Raw genomic sequence first — 25,039 nt, forward strand, 5'->3', positions numbered from 1 at the left:
CTTTTAAAAAGCCCAAAGAACGAAACCTAAAATTTAGGAATGTAAAATTGATATTTGATTCTTCTGATAAGCGGATCGCTGTAGTAGGTGATATACATGGATTCTGGACCTGGGTCGATACAGAATACTTTTCCAAAAGTAATTATGATTCCGTGATATTTACGGGAGATCTTGGAAACAATCGACCGGGGAATACGAACAAAATCGCCCAATTGATCTCTAAAGTTCGGAAACCAAAGTATATCATTTTAGGAAATCATGATACTACTTCTATCCCTCAATTACTAATGGAGATTACGAATGCTTCATCTAACATGGGATATTTAAGTCATACATTCCATCTTCTTAGATACAAAAAGTTACTAAAAGATTTAGGAGATGCGTATGTCTGCCAATATAATCTTTCAGAGGTTGGACCTGGACTTTCACTTTTGGGCGCCAGACCTCTTTCTATGGGAGCCAGATTTAATTTTCCAATATTTATTAAATCTGTGTTTGGAATTTCTTCTTATGAAGAATCGGAGAAAAAACTCCATGAATTGATCCAGAACATTGACTTCCAGAAACAAGATCTGATCATTCTTGCTCATAATGGTCCTTCCGGTCTAGGAGATAAAGCTCATGATATCTGGGGTTGCGATTTTAAGGAAGAAGAAGGGGACTTTGGAGACAAGGATCTAGGTGATTTTATCCGAAAGATCGCAGGCCAAGGCAAAAAACCAAAGGTTGTAATTGCCGGGCATATGCACCATTCTTCTAGAAAATTAAGAGTGAAGACTCGGATTTGGAAAAGAAAAGAAGAAGGTACTCTTTATTTAAATCCGGCTCGAGTACCTCGCATCTTTCCAGACAAAGAAGGAAATATTTGGCACCATCATGTGGAACTAATTAGAAAGAATGGAAATTGGACTGCGGAGGCGAAATATTTGAAGAATGGAGTGGAGGAAATTTTCCCCCTCCCTGAGTTTATAGAGAGGGAGAAAAATCGTATAGAAATAAAAGACTGAATTATTCCGAAAAAGAATCCAGCTTTTGTTTCACTTCCTCGTTTAAAGGCTGCTTTTTGTGGAAATCGTTTAGTAACTTGAGAGCTTCGTCTCTTTTTCCCATATCGGAATAAAGTTCTGAAAGTTCTACCACAGGGCGAGGATCCATCGGGAACTTTTTGTGAAGGTCCACATAAATTTCCTCCGCCTTGTCTCTTGCACCTTTCATTTTTAAGGAAGAAGCTTTTCCAAGAAGTGCAAAATAGTCTTCACCTTCGGAAAGAATTCTATTAAAACATTCTAATGCTTTATCAAATTCTCCCATACCTCTTAAACTATCCGCATATCTGTTGATGATAAGTTTATTGTCCGGATCGAATTCCAAAATTCTTTCCCAGAACTCGTTTGCTTTACGGAAATCTTTTTTACCACGATAGGATTCTGCCAAACCGTATAGCGCAAAGAAGTTCCTTGGATCTAAATCCGCAGCTCTGCGATAATAACGGATCGCTTCATCAAAGTCTTTGATCTTACGATAGCTATTACCGATCTCGGTTAGGATCTTGATATTATCAGGTTGGATAACTAAAAGTTTTTCCCACCAGCTGATTGCGTCTTTGTATCTTTGGCAGGCAAAGAATAGATGTCCCAAACCTACGATCACATACTGATCTTTAGGATTGATCTGCAATGCCTGCATATAATAAACTTCTGATTCTTTGAAGTTTTTGAGTTTTCTATGAGCGTCCGCAACTCTACTTAGAATAGATGCGTCAGTGATAGTAATATGCCTGTATTCTTCCGCTACTTCGATGACCCGATTGAGTAGATTCATCTCTCTATAGCAGTTCATAAGCCCCATTAAAGAGAATTTATTGGATGAATCTTCTTTGATACATCTGTTATAAAAATCCAGAGCCTGTCTGAATTCCTTTCGTTTAAAATGAAGGTCTCCCATCCCGACTAAACCGTAAGTATTACTCGGTTCTTTAGCCAGAAGTTCCTTCAATTTAGATTCGGCCTTGTCCCATTGTCTGCTATCCAGAAAACGGTAGGCTTCTTTTGCTAAACTTTTGATCTGAGCAAAATGTGAATCTTCTTCTTCCTTTCCTGCTTGGGGTTTTTCAATAGGCTCGTTCATAGGACCGAAGTTCCTTTTTAAATTTAGAAAGAAGATCTGGGAGATTCTTCATTCAATTTTTTATTTAATATTACTTTGACGGATGAGTAAAGGTTTTCCTTGGTACTAAATCCGTAAAGAAAATTTGAAATTGGAAAAAAAGAGAGAAATGCCGGTTTGCAGCGCATAAAATAATACGAAAGTTATAGTCCATTCTTCCTTCTTGACAGGGCCCTTACTTCGCATGGAATGGATTCTAACGAGGGAAAGATGCCGAAAACCGAAGCAAAAATCTCCGGTGCCCGCTTGATGGTCGAACTCCTGGAAGAATATGGAGTGGATATCGTCTTCGGATATCCCGGCGGAGCAATTCTGCCATTTTACGACGAATTATATAAAAGTACTAAAATAAAACATATCCTAGTTCGCCATGAACAAGGTGCGATCCATATGGCAGAGGGGTATGCTCGTTCTACAGGTAAGCTCGGAGTATGTATTGCCACTTCCGGTCCTGGTGCCACGAACCTTGTGACTGGACTTACGGATGCAAAACTAGACTCGGTTCCTATTCTTGCGATCACCGGACAGGTGGCAACCAACGCAATTGGAACGGATGCTTTCCAAGAAGCTGATATTTATGGGATCACTATCCCGATCACAAAATACAATGCACTTATAAAGTCTGCGGATGATATCGCTAGACATTTCCAAGAGGCGACCTTAGTCGCTTTGGGTGGAAGACCTGGTCCCGTTCTTTTGGATTTTCCTAAAGACGTTCAGACCGAACTCACTTCCGTCCGCAAAGTAGATAAACTTAAAATAGATTCTAGACATTATCAAAAACCTCCGATCGGTGGAGATCTAGATTCTTTCGCGGCTGCATTGAATAAGGCAAAACGTCCTCTTCTTTATGTGGGAGGAGGAGCGATTAATGCAAATGCTTCCAAAGAGATCAAGGAGCTCGCGGAGAAGGGAAATATCCCTGTTACCACAACTCTTATGGGGATCGGAGCATTTCCAGGAACTCACCAACTTTCCGTTGGAATGCTCGGGATGCACGGAACTGCTTATGCCAACAAGGCTGTATTAGAATGTGATTATATTCTAAATTTGGGAGCTAGGTTTGACGACCGAGTTGCTAAGCCTGGAGAATTTGCGGAGAATGCTGTACGCGCTCATATCGATATAGATACCGCAGAATTTAACAAAAGAGTATCCGTAGATTATCTTTTACACGGAGATTTGAAAGAAGTCCTAAAGGCACTTATTCCGAAAGTGAATAAGGTAGATCGTCCTGAATGGGTTGGATTTTTAGATACGATTAAGAAAAACCATCCATTAGAATTTGATGATTCTACGGATACCATCAAACCTCAGGCATTCTTGCAGAAATTATACGAAAAGAGTAAGGGAAAAGCGATTGTTTCCACGGATGTGGGGCAACACCAAATGTGGGCCGCTCAATACTATCTTTTTGAAGAAGCAAATCGATGGCTTACTTCCGGAGGACTTGGCACCATGGGTTACGGTCTTCCTGCGGCGATAGGAGCTAAATTCGGAAATCCTAATAAAACAGTGATCTGTGTTTCCGGAGATGGTTCTATCCAGATGAATATCCAGGAATTGGCAACCATCGCGATGTATAAGAAAGGGGTTAAGATCCTGATCTTCAATAATAACTTCTTAGGAATGGTCCGCCAATGGCAGGAATTATTCTATGAGGAAAGATTCTCCGAGTCTGAATGGAATTATAATCCTGATTTCGTAAAATTAGGAGAAGCTTATTCCATAAAAGGATTAAAAATTTCTAATAAATCCGAGATCGACAAGGCTTTAGAATTTTTCTTAGAAGATGATGATGCAAGGATCCTAGAAGTCATGATCCCTGCAGAAGAAAAAGTATTCCCTATGATCCCTGCGGGCAAATCCCAAAAAGACATGATCGAATTTTCCGACACAGTTCGGGCCGGTAAAAAATGAAACATATACTGAAAATTTTGGTAAACAATCATCCGGGTGTGATGAGCCATGTGTCCGGTCTATTTACCAGAAGAAGTTATAATATAGATTCCATCGCGGTAGGTGTTACCCAGGATCCTGAAATTTCGAATATGGTGATCGTTGTAAAGGGAGATGATTCCGTAGTAGAGCAGGTAAAACGCCAACTTCTGAAACTTCCTGATGTGATCGAAGTAGAGGATCTTGCGTATCATGATTGTATTAGCAGAGAGCTAGTACTTGTAGTGGTTAAGGTAGAAGATTCAAATCGTACCGAGATCATTTCTATTTGCGAAGTATTCCAGGCGAAAATTGCGGATCTGACCAAAACCACAATGACCATAGAGTTTTCCGGAAATACCAGACAGGTGGAACATTTTATGGAAATGATGCAGAAGTATGGGATCCAAGAAATTGCTCGTACTGGCCAGATTGCTTTAAAATACAGATCTACCTGATTCTGTTCGCATCTAACAGATTTTCTTAGTTCAATCTATTGTTACAAAATTATTACAATTAGATTACAATGAGGATCCGCTTGGAAATTAATTTCCAAGTAAAAACTAACAAATATTCGAAATAAAACCATCTCATACTCGGATCGTTTTTCTTTTTTACAATTTCGTATCGGAAAGAATTTTTTTTGTTCCATATTTGCGGTTTCCCTATTCTAATTCCCTCCTATGAGTATCAGGGCCAGAATTTCATTATATCTCTCCTTAGTTTTATTTTTGGGTTTTGCAGTTCTTACTGCGATCAATTCGGTGATCTCATATCGCAGTTTGCATTCCGAGATCGAGTCCGGTTCTGCATTAAGCGCGGAAAGATATACTTTTGAAGTAAAAGATTATCTGGATACCGCTATGGGAATGACCAGAGGTTTCAGGATGCTTCTTATCTTCTCCAATCCTAAGAGAGAAGAGGTAATCAATACGATGCTCGAGATCCTACATCGGAATACTAAATGGTTCGGAATGTGGGTAGTGTACGAACCGAATGCATTCGACGGTGCGGACGCTCAGTATAAAAATAAGAAAGGTCATGATTCCACAGGAAGATTCGTGACTTACGTTCATTCCGTAAAATCAGTTACGGATGCAGTCATAGAACCTTCTATCAATTATGAGGCAACTGATGGAACTGCAGACTTCTATCAGATCCCTAAAAAGACAATGGAACCTTTGGTAACGGATCCATATACGTACACAGCCGGTGGAAAACAAGTGCAGATGATCTCTCTTTGTGTTCCTGTAAGTAATGGTGGAAAGTTTTGGGGAGTTCTTGGGTTGGACATTACTACCGCTCAATTACAAGAGACTATGGGAAATATAAAACCATTCCGGGGTTTAGGATATCTTGCTCTTATTTCTCCTAAAGGAATTTACGCTGCTAATGGTGGTGATCCTAGTTTAGTAGGTAAGGTAATCCCGGACGCAGAAGAATTAAAGTTAGTCCAAACTAAATCGGAAGAACACGAACGGTTTACATATGAATCTGATGGTAATACTCATCATTTCTTTCCATTCAAGATCGGTAAAGGACAGAAACAATGGATCATGCAGATCAGTATTCCTAATTCTATTTTTGCGAAGGAACTATTAAGTGTACTTTTTCAGAATGCTGTCTCTTCTCTACTCATTGTGAGTATGATAGTGATTGTTCTTCATTTTATATTCCAAAAATTGATCTCCGCGGGCTTATTAAAAGCGATCGGCTTTTCAGAAGAAATCGCGAAAGGAAATTTACTCGCTTCGTCCGATTATGATCGTAAGGACGAGATAGGTGCGTTATTAGCTGCGATGAATACGATGAGAGAACATCTATTCGGCGTGGTGAAAGAGATAGGATTTTCCACAAATAAGTTAGCCGGAACAGCGGAGAAAATGGCTGTTTCTTCTCGGAATTTTTCCGATGTGGCACAAACCCAAGCCTCAGCAGCTGAAGAATGTTCCGCAGCAGTAGAGGAATTGGCTGCTTCTGCCCAAAACGTTGGTAAGTCTATGCAGAGAGCTGTCTCTAGTATGAGAGAGATTGACGGAAACGTTATTTTATTAAAAGAACAGATTGCGAGTATCAATGCAGAGATGCAAAGTCTGGTGAGTCTGGCGGCTTCTTCCAAAGATGAGGCTGTTACCGGAGAATCCGCGATGAGCACTTCTAACCGTGCCATGGGTGCGATTGGAGACAGTGCTTCCCGTATTAATGAGATACTTTCTTTGATCACTGAGATCTCCGAAAAAACAAATCTTCTCGCATTGAATGCGGCGATAGAAGCAGCAAGAGCGGGAGAAGCAGGAAAAGGATTTGCGGTAGTCGCAGAAGAGATCGGAAAACTTGCTTCCCAAACTTCCAGCTCGGTCCAAGAGATCGGTGGACTAGTCAATTCTACAAACACTGCAGTTTTGGATGGAAACAAAAAAATGGGAGAAGCGTCTCAGATACTACAAAGGATCAAGGAGAGGGTAGACGAATTCGACAAATCAGCAAAAGCAGTTTTGAGTTCTGTTAAAACTCAGGAATCCAATACCAAAGAGATCGCAGAAAGTGCAAATTCCCTGATGACTTTCAGTCTTCAGATCGAAGAGGCAGTGACGGAACAAAGAAGAGCAACGGAGGAGATCACCAAAACTATCGTAAATATCTCGGAAGGTACACAGGATATTGCGACCGGTGCAGACGATCTTACTACATTCTCCGGGGATATGCATGGGCAATCCGAGCAATTATCCAATCTAATAGGAAAATTCAAAGTTAGCTAGAAAGAAAAAGATTCCAATATTTCTTTCCAATTTCAAAATGGAGCCCTTATGAGTATTCGGCTCCGAATTTCTTTATATATTTCCATCGTTCTATTCACCGCATTCTCCCTGCTTGCGGCTTATAATTCCTATTCTTCTTACCAGAATTTGAGAGAGGAAGTGGAACAGAGTTCCGATGTGACCGCGGAAAGATGGACTTTCGAAATTATGGAAGAATTGAATACTCTCATGGGTTTGATCCGTGGTTTTCGTTTTCCTTTGATCTATGCTTCTCCGGGGAGAGAGCAGGTAGTCCAAACTCTTCGTGAGATTATGAAACGAAACGAAAACTATTTCGGAATGTGGCTTTGTTATGAACCGAATGCGTATGACGGTAAGGATATTTTGTATAAGAATAAGCTAGGTCATGACGGATCCGGTCGTTTTATTCCATATTTAAACCGCGCTCGCGGTAAAGACATCATAGATTTGGAACCGTTAAGAGATTATGAGAATACGGACGGAACCGGAGATTTTTATCAAGTAACTAAGAAAACAGATAAACCTACAGTGGTTGGTCCTTATCATTATACTGTAAGCGGTAAAAGTATTCTGATGATCTCTCTTGTGGTTCCGATCAGTGTACCTGGTCAATTTTACGGTGCCGCAGGTATGGACATAGACCTGAAAAATTTGCAAGAGAGGATCGGAAATAAAAAACCTTTTAGGAACAAAGGACATATCGCTCTCATTTCTTCTACAGGATTGTATGCGATCAACGGAGAAAATCAAGAATTGCTCGGTAAAAAGATCGCGGACGAGAATGAATTAAAACAATATCTGGAAAATGTAAACGAAGGAAAAAGATTCGTATACGAATCCGGAGGGAACACTTCTTATTATTTTCCATTCCATATTGGAAAGGATCCTAAGTTTTGGACTCTAATGGTGAGCATTCCAAATTCGGTATATTATGAAAATATTGGAGATATTATCCTAAAAGCCGTTCTTTCTTCTTTCCTGATCTTGATTGTAGTATTACTTTCTTTAAATTTAATATTTGATCGACTCGTGAGTTCGGGCCTTTTGAAAGCGATCGGTTTCTCGGATGAGATCGCTAAGGGAAATCTAACGGTTAAGAATGATTATCCCGTAAAAGATGAGATCGGTACATTATTTATCTCTATGGACCAGATGAGGGAAAATCTTCTGAACGTGGTCAAGGAGATGAGATCTTCGTCTGAAAAATTAGGTTCTAAATCGGAAGAGATGGCTGTTTCTTCTCGGAACTTTGCGGATATTGCACAGACCCAAGCTTCTGCAGCTGAGGAATCTTCTGCGGCAGTAGAGGAACTTGCCGCTTCTGCTCAAAACGTAGGTAAGTCCATGGAAAAAGCAGTGGAGAATACCAAAGAGATAGACGGCAACTCAATGAGGTTGAAAGAACAGATCATAAGTATCAACCAAGAAATGCAGGGACTGGTCAATCTTGCGGTAGAATCCAAAAGACAAGCTGTGACCGGAGAGAACGCGATGTTTGCCTCCACGAATGCAATGGGTGAGATCGGAGAAAGTGCCTCTAGAATTACGGAAATCTTATCTATCATTACTGAGATCTCCGAAAAAACAAACCTTCTCGCATTGAACGCAGCGATAGAAGCGGCAAGGGCCGGAGAAGCAGGAAAAGGATTTGCTGTCGTTGCAGAAGAGATAGGCAAACTTGCTTCCCAAACTTCCAGTTCGGTCCAAGAGATCGGCGAACTTGTAGAATCCACAAACGATGCTGTCATGAATGGTAACTCCAAGGTGGAAGAAGCTTCTTTAATATTAAAAAAGTTGAAACAAAGTGTGAATGAGTTCGAGATTTCTGCGAATAAAGTTTTGGTTTCCGTGAAAGACCAAGAGACGAATACGGGCAGGATCCAAACTAGTTCCAATACTTTAACTTCTTTCAGTATGCAGATCGAAGAAGCGGTTATCGAACAGAAAAACGCTACGAATGAGATCACCAAAACGATCCTTAGTATTTCAGAAGGTACTCAGGAGATAGCGGGTGGGGCCGATGATCTTACCACATTCTCAGGTGAGACACAAATGTTAGCGGAACAACTTTCCAAACTGATCGAAAAGTTTAAAGTGGACTAAGTTACCTATCCGCAAGATCTAAAATTTCTGAGTCTAAAAATAGAACCGAACTGGAATTCCATTGGAAGATTGTACCGTCCAAGGTACATTTTCCTTCTGAAACCTTTTGTTTTAATTTAGAAAGTATTGTTTCTTTTTTATCGGGAAAATAATCCAAAAAATCTTTAAGATCGATCGGAAGGAATATCCTAAAAAGAGATATTAGGATTTCTTCAAATGGATCAGAGGTTTCGTAGAGGTCCGGATTTTTTCCCGTTCCATTTATATAGGCAGAAGTGTTTCTTGGGTTGGAATACCTACCGGAAGGTAAAAATCCGTGAGCCCCAGGTCCGATCCCCAAATAATTTTCGTAGGTCCAATATTTCATATTATGGCGAGAGAAGAGTCCGGGCTTCGAATAATTAGAAACCTCGTATTGAACAAATCCCTTGGATCTCAAAAAATCCGGCAAATCTTGTAGGATTTTTTCCTGCACTTCCTCGGAAGGTGGAGCGGCACTCCCTGCAGAAACCTTTCTACTATATTCTGTTCCTTTTTCTACAGTGAGAGCATAAATGCTGATATGAGAAACTCCCGAGGCCAAAACAGAATTTGCATCTTCGTAAAATTCTTTTTCTGTCTGTCCTGGAACTCCGAACATCAGGTCCGCGCCATAATTTGTTATTTTAGAAGTTTGTAATGCTTCCAAGGTCCTGGTATAAGTTTCCGGGTCGAAATATCTGTCTAAAAACTTCAGATTTTTGGGAAGAAAGGATTGTATTCCAACATGAACTCTGTTGATCCCCGCGTCATACAATCCTTGCAGATATTCGGGAGTTACATCTTCCGGGTTACATTCTAATGTAATCTCAGAATCTGCGGAAAGATTTAGATTGTCTTTTAAGAATTTTATAAAATCCGCATATCGTGTATAGGATGCTTTAGAAGGAGTTCCGCCTCCGAAAAACAAACTATCAAAAACAATGTCTCGATAGTCGGGAAAGTTTTTAAGTCTTAGTAGAACTTCTTCTTTATATTTGGAAAATAGAGTTTCTTCCAGGGGAGAAGGTTCTAACCCTATTCCTTCCGAATAAAAATCACAATAACTACATTTGTGAACGCAAAATGGATAGTGTACATAGATTCCCGGTCTGTTAGTTTTTTGTATGACCGGGAGTCTTGTTTCCAAATTATTTTGTATTCTTGCTGACCGAGTCTACTTCCGTTTCTATAGACGCAGAAGATTTTTTAGGATTCGGTTTTAAGATCAGATCCACAAGCGGGATCTCGTTCTTTCTGTCCAGCACTGAATACAATAATGCCTTTTTGGATTCTGGAGTTGGAGAAAAAGAGAATAAAATTTTCAGATTTGAAACATCCGGCAAATCCAAAAATGGAGTTCCGTAATGCAGGCAAACGATCTCCGCTTCCGGGAATTTTTGAGCAAGAGAGGCCGCAAGATCCAATTCAGTTTGGGTGAATGAATTTAAAACTGCACGTTTTACTTCTTTTTTTTCCAACTTTTTGCGCAGACTAGCTAAATCTGAATTCGTAAGATTACGAGATTTTAGGTCGGAAAGAAATTCTTCTCCCTTTAAATAGAAAACCGTATTTTCAATAGATGCACTTTCAGGTAGGAAAGTTTTAGGAAAGGAAACAATCGCCTTTCTGCTTACATCTCTATTCAGAGTTTCTTGGTAATATTGGGAGAATAAATTTTCTCTATTCTTATCCTGTTCTGCAAAATGGTTTTTTAATACTTCAGGAAGTTCTATTGGGAACACTGAAGCCGCTCTTCCGTTTTTAGGACCTTCTGCAAACTCTGTGATGATCCCGTATTTTAGTTTATAATAAATTTGTCTTTTGACTGCTTCTTTTAAAAGATCTTTTCCCTCTCTTACTAAGGTTCCTTTTTTGTAGGCCTTTAAGATCTGATCTCTCATGGATTGAGTAGTTGGACCCCAGCTAGTCATTAGAATAATATCTGCCCCTGCAATCAAAGCAAGCACGCCCGGATCTTCTTTTTGGTAATGTTCGTCTATCGCATCCATTTCCATCGCATCCGTAATAATAAGTCCTTGGTATTGGAATTCTTTACGAAGTAGATCTCCTAGGATTTTAGAAGAAAGAGTAGCGGGGAAGTTCGGATCGATCTTTGGATATACGATATGTGCGCTCATGATCGCGTCGGCGCCATTTTGGATAGCAGTTTGGAATGGGATAAGCTCAAAGTTTTTAAGTTCTTCCAAGGTTTTTTCTATTTTAGGAAGTCCTAAATGACTATCCACATTGGTGTCCCCATGACCAGGGAAATGTTTGATTACGGGAATAGAACCGCCGAGTCTTGCTCCTTCTTCATAAGAAACTCCCGCATTTAATACAGTTTCTAGATTACTTCCTAAAGATCTTGTGTTGATGACCGGATTGAATGGATTATTATTGATGTCCATATCAGGAGCGAATAAAAAGTTCAGTCCCAATTTTCTCAATTGGTAAGAAGTGACAAAGCCAACTTTTTTAGCCATGTCTTTATCCTTGGTTTGGCCGAGCGCCATTGCTCCAGGAAATTGAGTCACTCCGTCTTTGACTCGGATCACTCTTCCACCTTCCTGGTCTACTGAGATGAGTAATGGTAATCCAGTATTTTCTAATGCACTTGTTTGTAGATCTTTGTTCAAAGATTTGATCTCAGACTTGGAGCCCAAGTTTCTTCCGAATAAGATCACTCCACCAGGTTTGATCGTCTCAATTTCTTTCTTAGCGATCGGATCTAGAATGGTTCCAGGTATTGCAACATGGATGACCTGACCTACTAATTCTTCTGGGCTGAGTTTAGAAGTAATCTCCTCAGCTTGACGAAGCATTCCTTCTTGGATTTCCTGGGCTTGGAGTTCACTTCTGAATTGGCCCAACCAAAGGTATAAGAAGAGTAAGAAAGCGGCAGTAACGCCTGCGACTAGTAACCGTTTGAACATACTTACTAGATCCCAATCGGTTGCGTATTCGTAAAGCAGAACTTGAAGCGTCCTTTTTGGGACCTTGCTTGGACATGATGGGTCGGATTGTAGATAGGAGAAAAAATGAGCCGTTTATCATATTATGGATTTTTCAGTATTTTAGTAATCTTTGCTTTTGTTGCTTCTTGCAATAAAGAAGGTTCCGAGCAAGAACCAAAGGTCTCTCCAAAGATGGAAACAAAAACAAACGGCAAAAAGATCCTTTTCTTTGGAGACAGTTTAACTGCCGGTTATGGCTTGAATGGACCGGAAGAATCTTTTGCTCATCTATCCTTTTTGGAACTCCAAAAAAAATATCCGGATCTGGGATATGTAAATGCGGGTGTTAGCGGCGACACTACTTCAGGTGGACTCGCAAGACTAGACTGGGTTTTGAATACAAAATATGATGTGTTCGTTTTGGAATTGGGAGCAAACGATTCTTTAAGAGGACTTCCTACAAAGATGACTGAGGAGAATCTAACAAGGATTATTCGCGAGGCTCGGGCAAAATATCCTTCCATTAAAATTCTATTAATTGGGATGAGAACGCTTCCGAATATGGGGCCCCAATACGCAAAAGAATTTGCGAGTCTCTTTCCGAGAGTCGCTAAAAAAGAAAAGACTGAATTTATGCCATTCTTGCTAGCAGGCGTTGCAGGAGATAGAAAATTGAACCAAGACGATGGGATCCATCCCACTGCAGAAGGTCATAAAATACTCTCTAAACATCTGGTTCCTTATTTGAACAAACTATTGAAATAGTTCGAGCATCCAATCATTAAAGTACAACAATATTTGTAAATGCTTGCTTTCTGATTTCGGATAGGAGATAACTCCTTCCTGGGACAGGGGCAAGAAATGGTACGCCAACATTATAGATCATGTACTTTATGCGAAGCTATGTGCGGACTCAGACTAGAGATAGAGGACGATGTAGTAGTTGCAGTTAGAGGAGATAAAGAGGATAAATTCAGTAGAGGTCATCTTTGTGCGAAAGGACCCGAACTTAAAAATTTATACGAAGATCCTGACAGACTTAAATTTCCTTTAAAACGTACTGAGAATGGATGGGAGAAGGTAGACTGGGTCACAGCTCTCACTGATATCGCTACAAAACTTGTGGAGATCCAAAATAAGTACGGAAACGATTCCATCGCAGTATATAGCGGAAACCCAAGCGTCCATAATTACGGTTCCATGTTATTCGGCCAAAGGTTTATAGGGCGTTTAAGAACTAAAAATAATTATTCTGCAACTTCTGTGGACCAGCTTCCTCACCAATTACTTTCTTATTGGATGTTCGGCCACCAACTACTGGTTCCAATTCCCGATATAGATAGAACCAATTTCTTTTTGATCCTAGGCGGAAACCCATTTGCATCTAATGGAAGTTTAATGACTGTTCCGGATGTAAAAAAGAGATTAAAAGAGATACAGGAAAGAGGCGGTAAATACGTAGTTATAGATCCAAGAAAGACTGAAACTGCAGTTCATGCGGATGAACATCATTTTATTCTGCCAGGAACGGATGCATTCTTCCTTCTTTCTATTATAGATGTACTATTTAAGAAAAACTTAACAAAGAAAAATTCCTTAATCAAAGAAGAAGATTTACTAAAATTAAAATCGATTGCGGCTCAGTACCCTGCAAATGAGACGGAAAAGTTAACCGGAATTTCTGTAGAAACAGTAGAGAGGATCGCATTCGAATTTTCGAAAGCGAACGGTGCAGTATGTTATGGTCGTGTAGGAGTTTCTACACAAGCATTCGGTGCGCTTTGCCAATGGTTGATCAATTCAATCAATTGTATCACTGGAAATATGGACTCAGTTGGAGGTGCAATGTTTACACTTCCTGCCGTGGACATGATCGATCCAAAAGGAGTGATGAAAAGTTCTCCAGGAAGTTTTCATACTTACGGTTCAAGGGTCAGGGATTTACCTGAATTTAACGAAGAATTACCTGTTGCAGCACTTGCAGAAGAAATTTTAACTCCGGGACAAGGTCAAGTGAAGGCACTAGTAACTTCTGCCGGAAATCCGTTATTATCAACTCCAAACGGTTCTCAATTAGAGAAGGCAGTTTCAAGTTTGGAGTTTATGGTAAGTGTGGACTTCTATCTGAATGAGACAACAAAACACGCTCATTATATTCTTCCACCAAGTTCTGCTTTGGAACATGATCATTACGATTTAGTGTTTAATGTTTTTGCGGTACGAAATACAGTTAGATATAATCAACCTGCATTCGAACCTGAAGAAGGAATGCTTCATGATTGGGAAATTTTTTCGGATCTTACCAAAAGAATCGAACTTCTTAAATCAGAAAAACCTCTTCCTAAAGAATTGATCAAAACAAAGATCACTCCTTCTGCGATTATTGATCATGCTTTAAAATCAGGCCCTTATGGAGAAAAATCCGGATCTTCCGTTGGAATGAGTTTAGAACTCCTGAAAAACAGTCCACATGGAGTTGATCTTGGAGCCTTGAAACCTTGTTTTCCTGACAGACTTTGGACGGAAGACAAGATGATCCGACTTGTTCCTAAGGAAGTGGTTTCCGATTTGGATCGATTGGCAAAATACGGACAAAAACTTCTCACAGACAAAAAAGAAAATGGTTCTTTCTTACTGATAGGAAGAAGACATTTAAGAAATAATAATTCATGGATGCATAATCTTCCAAAACTAATGACCGGAAAAGATCGCTGCACACTCATGATCCATCCGGAAGATGCAAGTGCTCTCGGAATTAAAGAAGAAGAGGAAGTACTTGTGGAATCCAGAGTAGGTAAGATTGGATTACCTGCAGAAATTACCGAAGAGATGATGAGGGGAGTGGTGAGTATTCCTCATGGATTCGGACATGCAAAAGAAGGGGTTTCTCTCCAAGTCGCTTCTAAATTTGCCGGTTCCAGTATCAACGATCTAACGGACGACCAGGTATTAGACGAACTTTCCGGAAATGCAGCGTTTAGCGGTATTCCGGTCTCTTTAAGCAAAAGATCGGCTTAGGCCCGAAACAAATCCGCCCGTGAACCGGGCGGAATCAAAACTTAATTTTTGTCGTAAGCTTCCCGTAGTTTTGAAATTTCTATCTTATACATTTGTAACATTGCTTGAGTTACTCGTTGCGCCTTCTCTTGGTTTTTATCATATAGATATTTTTCTAGGATAGGAGGAATAATCTGCCAAGATAGACCGAACTTATCTTTTACCCAGCCACAAGGTTGTTTGCTCCCGCCGGCAGAAAGTTTTTCATATAGATCATCTATTTCTGCCTGAGTCTCTGCACTAATATAGATGGAGAATGCCTCAGTAAATTTAAAATGAGGTCCTCCAGTAAAAGCCAAAAACTTTTGGCCTTCTATCTCAAACTTGGCAGAAGCCATTCCTCCACCTAGTTTAGTAAGATTTTCTATTTTCATATTTTTGAATATGCCAGAATAGAATTGGAGTGCTTCTTCCAAACCTTGCTCGAACATTAAAAATGGAATTGCCTTTTGCATAATCTTATCCTTTACGTTTTAGGAATATAAATCCACCCAACCAAGAAAGAGGGATAGAAATTACGATGAGTCCTATAGAATACCAAGCAGGACCTTGGTCTCCCATTTGGATATGGCCTAGAGTGCTTGCGATTGTTCCGATTACGCCTAGTGTGATCACATGTCCGATCGGGCTATGAGGAGAAAGTTTTGCAGTGAAAAATCCTCCGAGGACAGCAAGTGCCAAGCGATAGGAGCTTGCGAGGAGGAATAAACTATCAGACATTCTTTCTCCCATAGGTGGATAACAATTAGTAATATGTAATACTTCATCAATAGAGATCGCTGGTATAACATTGATCAAAATACCGGTAAATACGGCGCCGATACTTTTTAAGATAGAAATTGTTTTTGGGTTCATGATTATTATTTTCCTTCAGCTGTTTTGGCAAGAGTATTGAGTAATGTTTCCAGGCGATTATAACTTTGAGAAGCTCCGCCTTCCATCGGAGATTTGATCACTGTATCTCTTCCTTCTTTAGTTTCATATAGAACATTGATCGTAATAAATGTTTTACCTGAGGTTTCGACAAACGTAGTTGTGAGCAAAGCTTCTCCAGGATACCAAGCTTCGTCAAAAGCCTCAGTCTGAACTAATTTATCAGGTCCTGAAATTTCTTTATAAGTTCCTCCCGCTCCCATAGTAGATCCGTCTTTTAGATATTTCCAAACATATCTATATTTTCCGCCCACTTTCAGATCTACAGTGCATATATCCAAGCTCCATCCATCCGGACCGTATAACCAACGTTTGATTAATTCAGGTTTTGTAAAACAGTCGAATACCAGATCTTTCCCCGCATTAAATTCGCGGGTCATAACGATTTCCCTGTCTCCTTTAGCTTCTACCTTTAGGGTTCCAACAAAGCTGCTCATTCTATTCTCCTTTTTTATTTTTACGTTTTGGGGAAGGTCGTTTAGAAAGTTTTAATTCTTCTATAAGTGAATCCAATTGATTGAATCTTCCTTCCCAGAATTTTCTATAATTCTCCAGCCATTCAGTAGCTTCTTCCAATGGTTTGGCTTCTAATTTGCGTAATCTTTTCTGGGCATCCTTGATCCCAGTGATGAGTCCGGCTTTTTCCAAAACCTTTAGATGTTTAGAAATTGCGGGTTGGCTCATGGAGAATGGTTTTGCCAAATCCATTACGGAAACCTCTCCATTCGCTAAACGCGATAGGATCGCCCTTCTTGTGGGATCTGAGAGGGCGGCAAACGTTGCATCCAATCTAGCTGACTGACTAAGTGCATGATTCATATTTTATATAACCATATGGTTATATATTGGAAATAAGCAAGTACTTTTTTAAGAAATTATTTCCTAAGCCGTTTGTAGTTAAGAATGTGACAAAGAGGGATTATGGAGCAGATTAGCGTTCATATTTTGGCATTTAACGAGGTGGAAGTTTTGGATCTTTCCGGTCCCTACGAAGTGTTTTCTATCACTGAGAATGAAAATAAGGAAAAATTATTTAAAGTTTCTATAATTGCTGAAAAGAAGGAACTTCTACATGCCAGGAATCGTTTTCCAGTTTTTCCCCATCTTACTTTGGAAGAAGCAGGTATTCCGGATATTTTAATTATTCCTGGAGGATACGGGGCAGAAGAGATAGAGATCCACAATAAGAAATTACTTAATTGGATTAAAGAAATGGAACCTAAGGTAAAAATTTTAGCTTCTATCTGTACCGGCGCATTTTTACTCGCAGAGGCAGGAATTCTAGATGGGATGGAAGTGACCACTCATTGGATGGACCAAGAGACTTTACGTAAAAATTATCCTAAGATCAAAAATGTGGTTAATGAGAAATTTATAGATCATGGACATATCCTGACTTCAGGAGGAGTTTCTCGAGGGATCTTAATGTCCTTACATTTGGTAGAGAAATTAGTAGGTAATAAGATCGCTGAGTTTACTGCCAGAAGAATGGAATTTGATTCTTATCTGTGATTTCCTAAGATGAATATAAAATCATTGAATTAGTTTTTGAGATAGTTATTTATTATTTGCGGATGAATATGCACAAAAGTTATAGATTTAGATCCCAATCCTTTTTTATAGATTCGCTTGTTGTTTTCTCTAGATTAATTGTCATCTTGGTTCTTTCTCTTTTTCTTACCAAAGCTAACGTAGTTACTTTTATAATTTTATTTTTTATTATCTCAGCTTTCATACGAGCGGTTGTTTGGTTTTTTAGCCCAAATTTAGAAATTTTAATTACGGATGATAAGTTTTTATATAAGCAATATTCTAAAAATAGGCTTTTGTCCTCTGGACATTTTAGTAAAGACGAGATCAAATATGTATATTTGCAATATTATCAGTGGATAAGCACAATAGCTTTGGAAACGATTTCGGGAAAAGTAATTTGGTTTGAATGTTACGGATGGAACAGATATGCAATGGAGGAAATAAAAGAGAAATTGAATGATAAAAGGAACAATTTATCTCTCCGTCTATCAGGCATATTTTTTTCTCGATTTTTACTCCAATATGCGCCAGTTTATGTAATAGCCGGTTTATTTGTTTATTCTATAATGTAGGTATATTGAGAGAGTCTATGTCCTCCGATAGAAGTTCTCGTATTCAAATAATCTCTTCTAAAACCAAAATTTTCCTTCCTCCCTGCAAAGAATAAGCAGTAAGTCCCGCTTCCTTTAAAATTTTAGCTGCTTTTTTAGATCGAATGCCTGATTCACAAATTGTAATATAGATTTTTTCTTTAGAAAAATTTAGTACAGAGTTTGTCGAAAGTTCTGAAAGAGGAGAAAATATAGAATTTCCAATCGGAGTTTCTTTTCTTTCTTCCGATTCTCTCACATCTAACAAAATATATTTTGGGTCCTTCTTCCATTCTTTCCAATCCTTTAAGTCAATCTCATCTCTAAAAGTTTCTTCTCTTTTGCCGGAACCACATTCTATACAATTTGGATCCGCTTCCAAAAAAGTTTCATACATAAGAGGAGACTCCCATTCCAATTGGAAAGTAGAATGGGTCGGAGATTTTTCAGGAAAGAGTAGGTGTTGGATCGCAAAAGAAGCTTGGTATAAACCTGCGATTGCAGTTTGTACTCCTAAAACTCCTCCATCTTCGCAGGAAATAAGTTCTGATCCTTCTAAATTCGGATACAAACATTTATAACAAGGTTTTCCATGAGGGGAGAAGATCGCTATTTGGGCGCTTGTCCTAAAAACGGAAGCGGTTACAAGCGGCTTAAAATTTTGGATGCAGAATCGATTGATTGTATATTTCGCTTGGATCTGGTCCGTACAATCCAGAACAATATCCCAATTTTTGAATATACTCGGATCTATTCTCTCTGAAAAAATTTCTGTAAATGTCTCTAATCGTATTCCTGGGACCCTGGCTTGTATATATTCCTTGGTGGTTTCCGTTTTTTTTCTGCCAATATCAGAAAGAGTGAATGCGGTTTGTCTATGAAGGTTGCTTAATTCTACTGTATCAAAATCCCAAAGGCCGATCCTTCCCACTCCTGCAGTTGCTAAATGTAAGGAAGCAGGGGAGCCTAGACCTCCGAGACCGATCACCAAAGCTGATTTTTGGAGGAGCCCATTTTGACCGGATTCTCCCAAAAAAGGCAGTTTAGTTTGTCTGGAAAAATACTTTTTCTGTTCCGGACTCATCTAATGAAAGCATCTTATATTTTCGCATAACCGACAAGACTTTTTAATTGGCTTTCATAAGCGTCCGGGTATGGTAAGCTTGGACATCGTGGATGCTTACGGTAGAAAATTCGAAGTGCTTAGAGTGAGTGTTACATCCTCTTGCGGATTCGGCTGTGTTTACTGTGCTCCCGGCACTGCTTTAAATGGAGAAGGAGCAAACGGTTCTTTTTTAAGCCCAGAGCTTCTTCGTAAAAATATACTTCTTCTTTCCCGTAAAATTTTACTGAAAGAAATTCATTTAACTGGTGGAGAGCCGACTCTTCATAAAGATCTTCCTAGTCTTGTTCGAGTGGCTAAAGAGGAGAAGATCCCGAATATCGCTCTGACTTCCAATGGATTTTTCAGAGATGGTCTTATTAAGGATCTAAAACTCGCAGGTCTTGATAGGATGAACTTCTCCCTGGATTCACTCTCCCAAGAATCTTTTTCTCTTATCTCCGGCAAAAATCTTCCTGTAATTCGTTTATTAAATAGGATAGAAGAAGCAATCCAAGCAGGCCTGGAGGTTAAACTCAATTGCACTGTATTAAAAGGTTATAATGAAGAGCAGATCCGTCCGCTTCTTCATTGGGCGGGAGAAAGAAATCTTCCGATCCGTTATTTGGAACTTATGAAGATGGGACCTCTTAGAGCAAAACATTCCGAGTTATTCTTCTCCGCTGCAAAAATAAAGGAAGAGTTGGGTTTAGAATTCGATTTTGAATCGGAGATGACTGCTATTGAATCTACGGCAAAATATTATCGCACTTCTGAAAATTATAGATTCGGGCTAATTGCAAATCATACGGAACCTTTCTGCAATGGTTGTAATCGTCTTAGGATGGATCATCTGGGGAAAATTTACGGATGTTTAAGCGATTTCCGATCTTTCCCAGTTTCGGAAGACGAATCAGAGTTAGAGAATTCTTTAGATCTTGCAATGAAGACCAAAAAAAACGAGTTTACCGGAAGTGAACTTTCTATGAAATATATAGGCGGATAAGATGGATATACAACTTTTGTTTTTTGCCGCAGTTAAAGACCATTTTCCGGATCTAAAAAAGATAGAAGTCTCCGAAGGAGATTCTATCGTACATCTTAGAGAAATTCTTACTCGCACTAATCCTGGTTCTGAATCTATTTTAAAAGTTAGTAGATTTGCAGTGAATCAATCGATCGTAAGTGATGATTTTGTTCTGAGAGAAGGTTCAGTGGTAGCAGTGCTTCCTCCTTCCAGCGGTGGTTGATATGTCAGTATTGGAAGCTCATTCTCATATATCTTCTTCTCCTATTTTTGTTTCTTCTCAAATACCGGATATTCCCGAGATGGGCGGTTTTGTTGTATTTTCCGGGATTGTCCGAAATCTAAACGAAGGTAAGAAGGTCACTCATCTAGAATACGAAGCTTATGCTCCTATGGCAAACGAGATGATCCGGGCAATTCTTGAGGATGCCTGCAAAAAATGGGACCTTCTTCATGCGAACTGTATCCATAGAGTTGGAAAATTAGGAATTTCTGAAATAGCAGTGATCGTGGAAACAGGATCAATACATAGGGCAGAAGCTTATGAATCCAATCGTTATATCATTGATCGGGTGAAACATGAGGTTCCGATCTGGAAAAAGGAATTTTATTTAGACGGTTCTTCCGAGTGGTCGAAGGGCTGCGCACATGAGAGCCATTGATTCAGTAGGGATCGTACTTGCTGGTGGTAAAAGTTCCAGAATGGGAAGGGATAAGTCCTTTCTCTCCTTAAAAAGTCAAAAATTCTTTCTTATAGAATCTTATAAAAAACTAAAATTCTTATGTAAGAATGTAAGAGTTTCCATTCGAGAAGAGCAAAGAGAAGAATATTCCAAACACGTTCCGAATGAGTTTCTCATCTCTGATTCCATTCCAAATATGCATGGCCCTTTACAAGGGATTTTCAGTTCCTTTCTTCTTTTCCAAAACGATCCTAAGATTAAAAACTTTTTGGTTTTAGCGGTGGATATTCCTTATATGAGGATTAAAACCTTGGCTAGGTTATATTCTAAAAAAGAAATAATCGGTTCAGGCATTTTTTACCAAACGAAAGAAGGGATTGAACCGTTATGCGGTCTTTATTCTTCCGAGTATCTGCGATTTTTATTCCAAGAATTTGAGAAAGGTAGCTTAAATTCATTTTCTCCTAAAACTCTAATGGAAAATGGAAATCCTAGTCTTTTGGATATTCCGGAAATGGAAAAATCCTCCTTTATCAACCTAAATTCTCCCGAGGATCTAAACCTTCCAAAGTCATAAGAGCCTGTCCCAAAAGGTCCAGGCTCTTGAAGCCCGCATGCGGACTATAGGTTTCCGGTCAAAAACCGATTTACATGGGGTTTGGGAGAGAAAACATGGTTCTACCAACCATGCGGGAATAGCTCAGTGGTAGAGCACCTCCTTGCCAAGGAGGGGGTCGCGGGTTCGAATCCCGTTTCCCGCTTACAGAAGGCGTCCTCCGCTTTCTGTCTTCTGAGACCATGGAATTCAAGACTAAGAAAAATCAAAACGCATCCGTAGACCTTAAGTTAACCTTTGATAAGAACGATCTAGAAAAGGCGTTCGAAAAGACTTATAAAGAAAAACAAAAGGATCTCAAGATCCCGGGCTTCCGTCCTGGAAAAGCACCGATCGAAATGGTAAAACGCCATTTAGGAGACTCGGTAGCAAACGACGCAATCAATCTTCTATTATTAGAAACTGTAAGTGAACTTTCCGGAAAACTGGAACACAAGATTGTACGTTTCCCTAAATTTACTGTAGAGGACTATGTTCCTGAAAAAAGTTTAGTGGCAACTGCGGTCTACGATACTGATCCGGAAGTTTCCTTAGGGAAATACAAAAAGATCAAGATCAAACTTCCTGAAGTACAAGTTACCGATGAGGATATCACCGAAGAACTTCAGTTTGTCCGTAAACAACTTGCCAGAAAACTTCTGAGAGAACCAAGCGAAGGAGCCGAGAACGGCGATATCGTTGATATGGAATTCGAAGTGAAGGAAGACGGGCAAGAGCCTAAGAACGCTAAAAACGGTTCAAGCGATTATAAATTAGGAGAAGCTAATAATCTTCCTGGTTTTGACGACAACCTGTACGGCATTAAGACTGGGGAGACCAAAGACTTCTCCTATACCTATCCTAGCGATTATCCAAGAGAAGATCTGGCCGGCAAGAAGATGGAATTCGCCATGACCTTAAAGGCGATCTATAAAGAAGTTCTTCCTGAATTGGACGATGATCTTGCGAGCGAATACGATGGTTCTGCTTCTTTGCAAGTTTTGAAAGATAAGGTCAAAACTGATCTACAAAAGAATTATACCGAAGCCGTAAAAAATAAGAAGATGGAAGAGATCTACAAGGAACTGGTAGCGGATTCCAAGTTTATTTTCCCTGAATCCTATCTTACTGAAGAATCAGAGCATGTGTATCAGAATATGATGCAAGATGTTTTAGGAAGAGGCCAGGCCAGAATTCCTAAAGAACAGATCCCAAGTATCGAAAAATATGCAGAAATGGTAGGAAAACCTCTAGAAGAAGTAAGGGATTCCTTCAAAACCATCGCAGAAAATAGACTGAAAGGGTATTTCTCCAGACAGAAACTTGCTTCAACCGAAAATATCGTTTTGACGGACGAGGATTTCGACCGCGAAATCTCGACCCTTGCCTCAAGATATGGTATGCCTGACGCCGATTTTAAAAAAGAATTGGAAAAAGGTAAACTTCTGGAAACTTACCGGGACAATTTTTTAGCAAAAAAGATAGACGATACCCTCTTCCAGCTTGTAGAAAAGAAATACAACGAGAAGATGAGTATCCGTCAGCTAAAGGAATTCCTTTCTAATAAGGAAACTGGAGAAGTATGGCAATAATTCCTACAGTAATAGAGCAAACCGGTCGCGGAGAAATGCGGTATGACGTATTTTCCCGCCTCTTAAAGGACAGAATTATCTTTCTAGGTGACGCAATTTCTGACGATTACGCGAACGTAATCATCGCCCAACTACTGTTCCTGGATGCGGAAAATCCGGATAGGGACATCTACTTATATCTGAATTCCCCGGGCGGATATGTATCTTCCGGGCTTGCCATTTACGACACTATGCAGTATATTAAGGCCGACGTTCGTACACTTTGTATTGGTCAGGCTTCTTCTATGGCCGCTCTTCTTCTGGCAGGCGGGGCAAAGGGCAAAAGATCTGCTCTTCCTCATTCCAGAATTATGATGCACCAGCCAACCGGAGGAGCTACCGGTCAGGCTTCCGATATCGCTATCCAAGCTAAGGAAGTTTTGAAGTTGAAACAGGTGTTAAACGGTTTGTACGCTAAACACACGGGTAAGTCTGTGGAAGAAGTGCAAAAGGATACCGAAAGGGACCTTTACATGACTCCAGAAGAAGCCCAAAAATACGGGATTATCGATTCCGTAATTTCTATAGAGCGTCAAAAGAACTGATAGGGGGATCCCGTGGCAAAAAAACCGACCGGAACCAATAATAAACAAAAATTATTTTGTTCGTTCTGCGGAAAAGAACAAGACTCCGTAAAACGACTGGTTGCCGGTCCAGGTGTTTATATTTGCGACGAATGTATCTCTCTCTGTAATGAGATTATTGCAGAAGAGCCTGAACAGGAAAAAGAACGTACAGAACTTTTGGGAGAAGTCCCTAATCCTGCCGCTATCAAAGCGATCCTAGACCAATACGTAATCGGACAAGACCATGCTAAAAAAGCTTTGTCCGTTGCGGTTTATAATCACTACAAACGAATTTATCTCAAAGACAAAAAAGCGGATATCGAATTAGAAAAATCGAATATTCTTCTGATTGGACCTACAGGTTCCGGAAAAACACTTCTGGCACAGACTCTTGCAAAGATCATCAAAGTCCCGTTTGCGATCGTAGATGCCACCGCACTTACCGAAGCTGGATACGTGGGAGAAGATGTGGAAAACATCATACTCAAGCTGATCCAAAACGCGGATAATGATATCAAAAAGGCGGAGATCGGGATTATCTATATAGACGAAGTAGATAAGATCGCTCGCAAATCTGACAGTGCATCCATCACGAGAGACGTGAGTGGAGAAGGTGTACAACAAGCACTTTTAAAAATTATAGAAGGAACAGTTGCAAATGTTCCTCCTCAGGGCGGAAGAAAACATCCTCACCAAGAATATCTGCAGGTAGATACTAAAAATATACTGTTCATTCTGGGTGGAGCATTCGTAGACCTGGATAATATCATCAAAACCAGGACCGGTGTAAAAACGATCGGATTCGGTAGCGATGAAAAAGACGGCAAGATCTTAAGAGATGAGAGCAAAGGTGAGATCTTAGCTCGAGTAATCCCGGAAGACTTGATGAAGTTCGGACTTATCCCTGAGTTTATCGGCCGTATGCCAGTGATTGCTACTCTGCAAGACTTGAGTGTAGAAATGCTCAAACGTATTTTCAGAGAACCTAAAAACGCAATCTTGCGCCAATATACCAAAATCCTAGAAATGGAAAATGTAAAACTTTCCTTCGAAGAAGCAGCTATCGACAAGATCGCTCAGCTTGCTATCGAAAGGGCATCCGGAGCCAGAGGACTACGTGCTATCGTAGAAAATCTAATGCTGGATCTGATGTATGAAATCCCTTCTCGCAAAGATGTAGAAGAAGTGATCATCACAGAAGATGCGGTAGCCGGAACCAAACCTCCGAAACTAGTTCTGAAAAAAGAACCTAAAATCGCTTAAGATTCTACTCGGAATTTTTCTCACGCGAAGCCGTGAAGACCGCTAAGTTTTTTCTTAGTAATTTCTAAGACCTTCTTATCTTAGCGTCTTTGCGTGA

The 25,039-nt window shown here is 39.8% G+C and carries 23 protein-coding genes and 1 tRNA gene; 16 read left to right on the plus strand and 8 right to left on the minus strand.

Translation table 11 applies throughout. The annotated features are described in order from the left end of the window. The first annotated feature begins 47 nt into the window (after positions 1-47). Positions 48-1,007 carry a metallophosphoesterase gene (locus EHO65_RS03650; protein WP_135772812.1) on the plus strand — a complete coding sequence of 320 codons (960 nt, stop codon included), beginning with the start codon at positions 48-50 and terminating at the stop codon, positions 1,005-1,007. A 1-nt stretch (position 1,008) separates the two neighbouring features. On the opposite strand, the gene EHO65_RS03655 is transcribed toward EHO65_RS03650, so the two are convergent. Continuing rightward, positions 1,009-2,127, minus strand: coding sequence for a tetratricopeptide repeat protein (locus EHO65_RS03655; RefSeq protein WP_020770630.1), 1,119 nt, complete (start codon positions 2,125-2,127; stop codon positions 1,009-1,011). Positions 2,128-2,376: 249 nt separating this feature from the next. Here EHO65_RS03655 and ilvB point away from each other — a divergent pair, with 249 nt between their 5' ends. The 4 genes from ilvB to EHO65_RS03675 all read left to right on the plus strand — a co-directional run bounded on the left by ilvB (position 2,377) and on the right by EHO65_RS03675 (position 8,987). Continuing rightward, complete coding sequence (gene ilvB / locus EHO65_RS03660; RefSeq protein ID WP_208743959.1) at positions 2,377-4,086, plus strand: biosynthetic-type acetolactate synthase large subunit; 1,710 nt, start codon at positions 2,377-2,379, stop codon at positions 4,084-4,086. Next, the gene (ilvN, locus tag EHO65_RS03665; RefSeq protein ID WP_135772814.1) at positions 4,083-4,562 is read left to right on the plus strand and encodes an acetolactate synthase small subunit; all 480 of its coding nucleotides are present in this window, start codon (positions 4,083-4,085) and stop codon (positions 4,560-4,562) included. Before ilvB ends, ilvN begins: the two co-directional genes overlap by 4 nt. Positions 4,563-4,787: 225 nt before the next feature. Continuing rightward, positions 4,788-6,863, plus strand: a complete 2,076-nt coding sequence (locus EHO65_RS03670) for a methyl-accepting chemotaxis protein (RefSeq protein WP_135772815.1) — start codon at positions 4,788-4,790, stop codon at positions 6,861-6,863. Between the two features lie 48 nt (positions 6,864-6,911). Then, a complete protein-coding gene (locus tag EHO65_RS03675) occupies positions 6,912-8,987 on the plus strand; it encodes a methyl-accepting chemotaxis protein (protein WP_135772816.1) in 2,076 nt (691 codons plus the stop codon). Between the two features lies 1 nt (position 8,988). Here EHO65_RS03675 and hemW read toward each other — a convergent pair whose 3' ends face one another. Together hemW and EHO65_RS03685 are read right to left on the minus strand one after the other, a co-directional pair. After that, entirely contained in the window at positions 8,989-10,155 is a 1,167-nt protein-coding gene (gene hemW / locus EHO65_RS03680) for a radical SAM family heme chaperone HemW (RefSeq protein ID WP_135772817.1), read from the minus strand. Between the two features lies 1 nt (position 10,156). Further along, positions 10,157-11,941 (minus strand): glycoside hydrolase family 3 protein, encoded by a 1,785-nt coding sequence (locus tag EHO65_RS03685; protein WP_135772818.1) that lies wholly within the window; start codon positions 11,939-11,941, stop codon positions 10,157-10,159. Positions 11,942-12,046: 105 nt separating this feature from the next. On the opposite strand from EHO65_RS03685, the gene EHO65_RS03690 reads away from it, so the two are divergent. Both EHO65_RS03690 and EHO65_RS03695 read left to right on the plus strand, forming a co-directional pair. Continuing rightward, a complete protein-coding gene (locus EHO65_RS03690; RefSeq protein WP_135772819.1) occupies positions 12,047-12,727 on the plus strand; it encodes an arylesterase in 681 nt (226 codons plus the stop codon). A gap of 138 nt (positions 12,728-12,865) precedes the next feature. Further along, positions 12,866-14,980, plus strand: coding sequence for a molybdopterin oxidoreductase family protein (locus EHO65_RS03695; protein WP_425269324.1), 2,115 nt, complete (start codon positions 12,866-12,868; stop codon positions 14,978-14,980). A gap of 41 nt (positions 14,981-15,021) precedes the next feature. On the opposite strand, the gene EHO65_RS03700 is transcribed toward EHO65_RS03695, so the two are convergent. From EHO65_RS03700 to EHO65_RS03715, 4 genes are read right to left on the minus strand one after another with little or no spacing between them, the layout of a single operon-like run. Then, positions 15,022-15,474 carry a VOC family protein gene (locus EHO65_RS03700; RefSeq protein ID WP_135772821.1) on the minus strand — a complete coding sequence of 151 codons (453 nt, stop codon included), beginning with the start codon at positions 15,472-15,474 and terminating at the stop codon, positions 15,022-15,024. Positions 15,475-15,478: 4 nt separating this feature from the next. Beyond that, on the minus strand, positions 15,479-15,874 hold the full coding sequence (locus tag EHO65_RS03705) for a hypothetical protein (RefSeq protein ID WP_135772822.1): 396 nt from the start codon (positions 15,872-15,874) through the stop codon (positions 15,479-15,481). A 5-nt stretch (positions 15,875-15,879) separates the two neighbouring features. Beyond that, positions 15,880-16,389, minus strand: a complete 510-nt coding sequence (locus EHO65_RS03710; RefSeq protein WP_135772823.1) for an SRPBCC family protein — start codon at positions 16,387-16,389, stop codon at positions 15,880-15,882. 1 nt (position 16,390) lies between these two features. After that, positions 16,391-16,771 (minus strand): ArsR/SmtB family transcription factor, encoded by a 381-nt coding sequence (locus EHO65_RS03715; RefSeq protein WP_100725369.1) that lies wholly within the window; start codon positions 16,769-16,771, stop codon positions 16,391-16,393. Positions 16,772-16,873: 102 nt separating this feature from the next. On the opposite strand from EHO65_RS03715, the gene EHO65_RS03720 reads away from it, so the two are divergent. Continuing rightward, entirely contained in the window at positions 16,874-17,464 is a 591-nt protein-coding gene (locus EHO65_RS03720; protein ID WP_135772824.1) for a DJ-1/PfpI family protein, read from the plus strand. A gap of 636 nt (positions 17,465-18,100) precedes the next feature. Here the strand turns inward: EHO65_RS03720 and EHO65_RS03725 are convergent. Beyond that, positions 18,101-19,159, minus strand: a complete 1,059-nt coding sequence (locus EHO65_RS03725) for a HesA/MoeB/ThiF family protein (protein ID WP_135772825.1) — start codon at positions 19,157-19,159, stop codon at positions 18,101-18,103. Positions 19,160-19,238: 79 nt separating this feature from the next. Between EHO65_RS03725 and EHO65_RS03730 the strand changes: the two genes are divergently transcribed. The 8 genes from EHO65_RS03730 (at position 19,239) to clpX (ending at position 24,942) form a co-directional block, all read left to right on the plus strand. Next, a complete protein-coding gene (locus EHO65_RS03730) occupies positions 19,239-20,183 on the plus strand; it encodes a radical SAM protein (protein WP_135772989.1) in 945 nt (314 codons plus the stop codon). Position 20,184: 1 nt separating this feature from the next. Beyond that, positions 20,185-20,427 (plus strand): MoaD/ThiS family protein, encoded by a 243-nt coding sequence (locus EHO65_RS03735; protein ID WP_135772826.1) that lies wholly within the window; start codon positions 20,185-20,187, stop codon positions 20,425-20,427. Position 20,428: 1 nt separating this feature from the next. Further along, entirely contained in the window at positions 20,429-20,866 is a 438-nt protein-coding gene (locus tag EHO65_RS03740) for a molybdenum cofactor biosynthesis protein MoaE (protein WP_135772827.1), read from the plus strand. Then, positions 20,853-21,464 carry a molybdenum cofactor guanylyltransferase gene (locus tag EHO65_RS03745; RefSeq protein WP_135772828.1) on the plus strand — a complete coding sequence of 204 codons (612 nt, stop codon included), beginning with the start codon at positions 20,853-20,855 and terminating at the stop codon, positions 21,462-21,464. The genes EHO65_RS03740 and EHO65_RS03745 overlap by 14 nt, the downstream gene beginning before the upstream one ends. Positions 21,465-21,576: 112 nt before the next feature. After that, positions 21,577-21,648: transfer RNA gene (locus tag EHO65_RS03750), tRNA-Gly, on the plus strand. A 37-nt stretch (positions 21,649-21,685) separates the two neighbouring features. Then, positions 21,686-23,074, plus strand: coding sequence for a trigger factor (gene tig / locus EHO65_RS03755; protein ID WP_135772829.1), 1,389 nt, complete (start codon positions 21,686-21,688; stop codon positions 23,072-23,074). Next, positions 23,065-23,658, plus strand: coding sequence for an ATP-dependent Clp endopeptidase proteolytic subunit ClpP (gene clpP / locus EHO65_RS03760; protein ID WP_008592146.1), 594 nt, complete (start codon positions 23,065-23,067; stop codon positions 23,656-23,658). Before tig ends, clpP begins: the two co-directional genes overlap by 10 nt. 12 nt (positions 23,659-23,670) lie before the next feature. Beyond that, positions 23,671-24,942 (plus strand): ATP-dependent Clp protease ATP-binding subunit ClpX, encoded by a 1,272-nt coding sequence (gene clpX / locus EHO65_RS03765; RefSeq protein ID WP_135772830.1) that lies wholly within the window; start codon positions 23,671-23,673, stop codon positions 24,940-24,942. Positions 24,943-25,039: the final 97 nt, after the last annotated feature.

Origin of the sequence: Leptospira andrefontaineae (assembly GCF_004770105.1) — a bacterium.
In the GTDB taxonomy this organism is placed as follows: Bacteria; Spirochaetota; Leptospiria; order Leptospirales; family Leptospiraceae; genus Leptospira_B; species Leptospira_B andrefontaineae.

What these genes read in the sequence shown, in the direction of transcription:
- EHO65_RS03655 (WP_020770630.1), bottom strand. Translation starts at nt 2,127, where the DNA reads ATGAACGAGCCTATTGAAAAACCCCAAGCAGGAAAGGAAGAAGAAGAT.
- ilvB (WP_208743959.1), top strand. Translation starts at nt 2,377, where the DNA reads ATGCCGAAAACCGAAGCAAAAATCTCCGGTGCCCGCTTGATGGTCGAA.
- ilvN (WP_135772814.1), top strand. Translation starts at nt 4,083, where the DNA reads ATGAAACATATACTGAAAATTTTGGTAAACAATCATCCGGGTGTGATG.
- EHO65_RS03670 (WP_135772815.1), top strand. Translation starts at nt 4,788, where the DNA reads ATGAGTATCAGGGCCAGAATTTCATTATATCTCTCCTTAGTTTTATTT.
- EHO65_RS03675 (WP_135772816.1), top strand. Translation starts at nt 6,912, where the DNA reads ATGAGTATTCGGCTCCGAATTTCTTTATATATTTCCATCGTTCTATTC.
- EHO65_RS03685 (WP_135772818.1), bottom strand. Translation starts at nt 11,941, where the DNA reads ATGTTCAAACGGTTACTAGTCGCAGGCGTTACTGCCGCTTTCTTACTC.
- EHO65_RS03690 (WP_135772819.1), top strand. Translation starts at nt 12,047, where the DNA reads ATGAGCCGTTTATCATATTATGGATTTTTCAGTATTTTAGTAATCTTT.
- EHO65_RS03695 (WP_425269324.1), top strand. Translation starts at nt 12,866, where the DNA reads ATGTGCGGACTCAGACTAGAGATAGAGGACGATGTAGTAGTTGCAGTT.
- EHO65_RS03700 (WP_135772821.1), bottom strand. Translation starts at nt 15,474, where the DNA reads ATGCAAAAGGCAATTCCATTTTTAATGTTCGAGCAAGGTTTGGAAGAA.
- EHO65_RS03705 (WP_135772822.1), bottom strand. Translation starts at nt 15,874, where the DNA reads ATGAACCCAAAAACAATTTCTATCTTAAAAAGTATCGGCGCCGTATTT.
- EHO65_RS03710 (WP_135772823.1), bottom strand. Translation starts at nt 16,389, where the DNA reads ATGAGCAGCTTTGTTGGAACCCTAAAGGTAGAAGCTAAAGGAGACAGG.
- EHO65_RS03715 (WP_100725369.1), bottom strand. Translation starts at nt 16,771, where the DNA reads ATGAATCATGCACTTAGTCAGTCAGCTAGATTGGATGCAACGTTTGCC.
- EHO65_RS03720 (WP_135772824.1), top strand. Translation starts at nt 16,874, where the DNA reads ATGGAGCAGATTAGCGTTCATATTTTGGCATTTAACGAGGTGGAAGTT.
- EHO65_RS03725 (WP_135772825.1), bottom strand. Translation starts at nt 19,159, where the DNA reads ATGAGTCCGGAACAGAAAAAGTATTTTTCCAGACAAACTAAACTGCCT.
- EHO65_RS03735 (WP_135772826.1), top strand. Translation starts at nt 20,185, where the DNA reads ATGGATATACAACTTTTGTTTTTTGCCGCAGTTAAAGACCATTTTCCG.
- EHO65_RS03740 (WP_135772827.1), top strand. Translation starts at nt 20,429, where the DNA reads ATGTCAGTATTGGAAGCTCATTCTCATATATCTTCTTCTCCTATTTTT.
- EHO65_RS03745 (WP_135772828.1), top strand. Translation starts at nt 20,853, where the DNA reads ATGAGAGCCATTGATTCAGTAGGGATCGTACTTGCTGGTGGTAAAAGT.
- tig (WP_135772829.1), top strand. Translation starts at nt 21,686, where the DNA reads ATGGAATTCAAGACTAAGAAAAATCAAAACGCATCCGTAGACCTTAAG.
- clpP (WP_008592146.1), top strand. Translation starts at nt 23,065, where the DNA reads ATGGCAATAATTCCTACAGTAATAGAGCAAACCGGTCGCGGAGAAATG.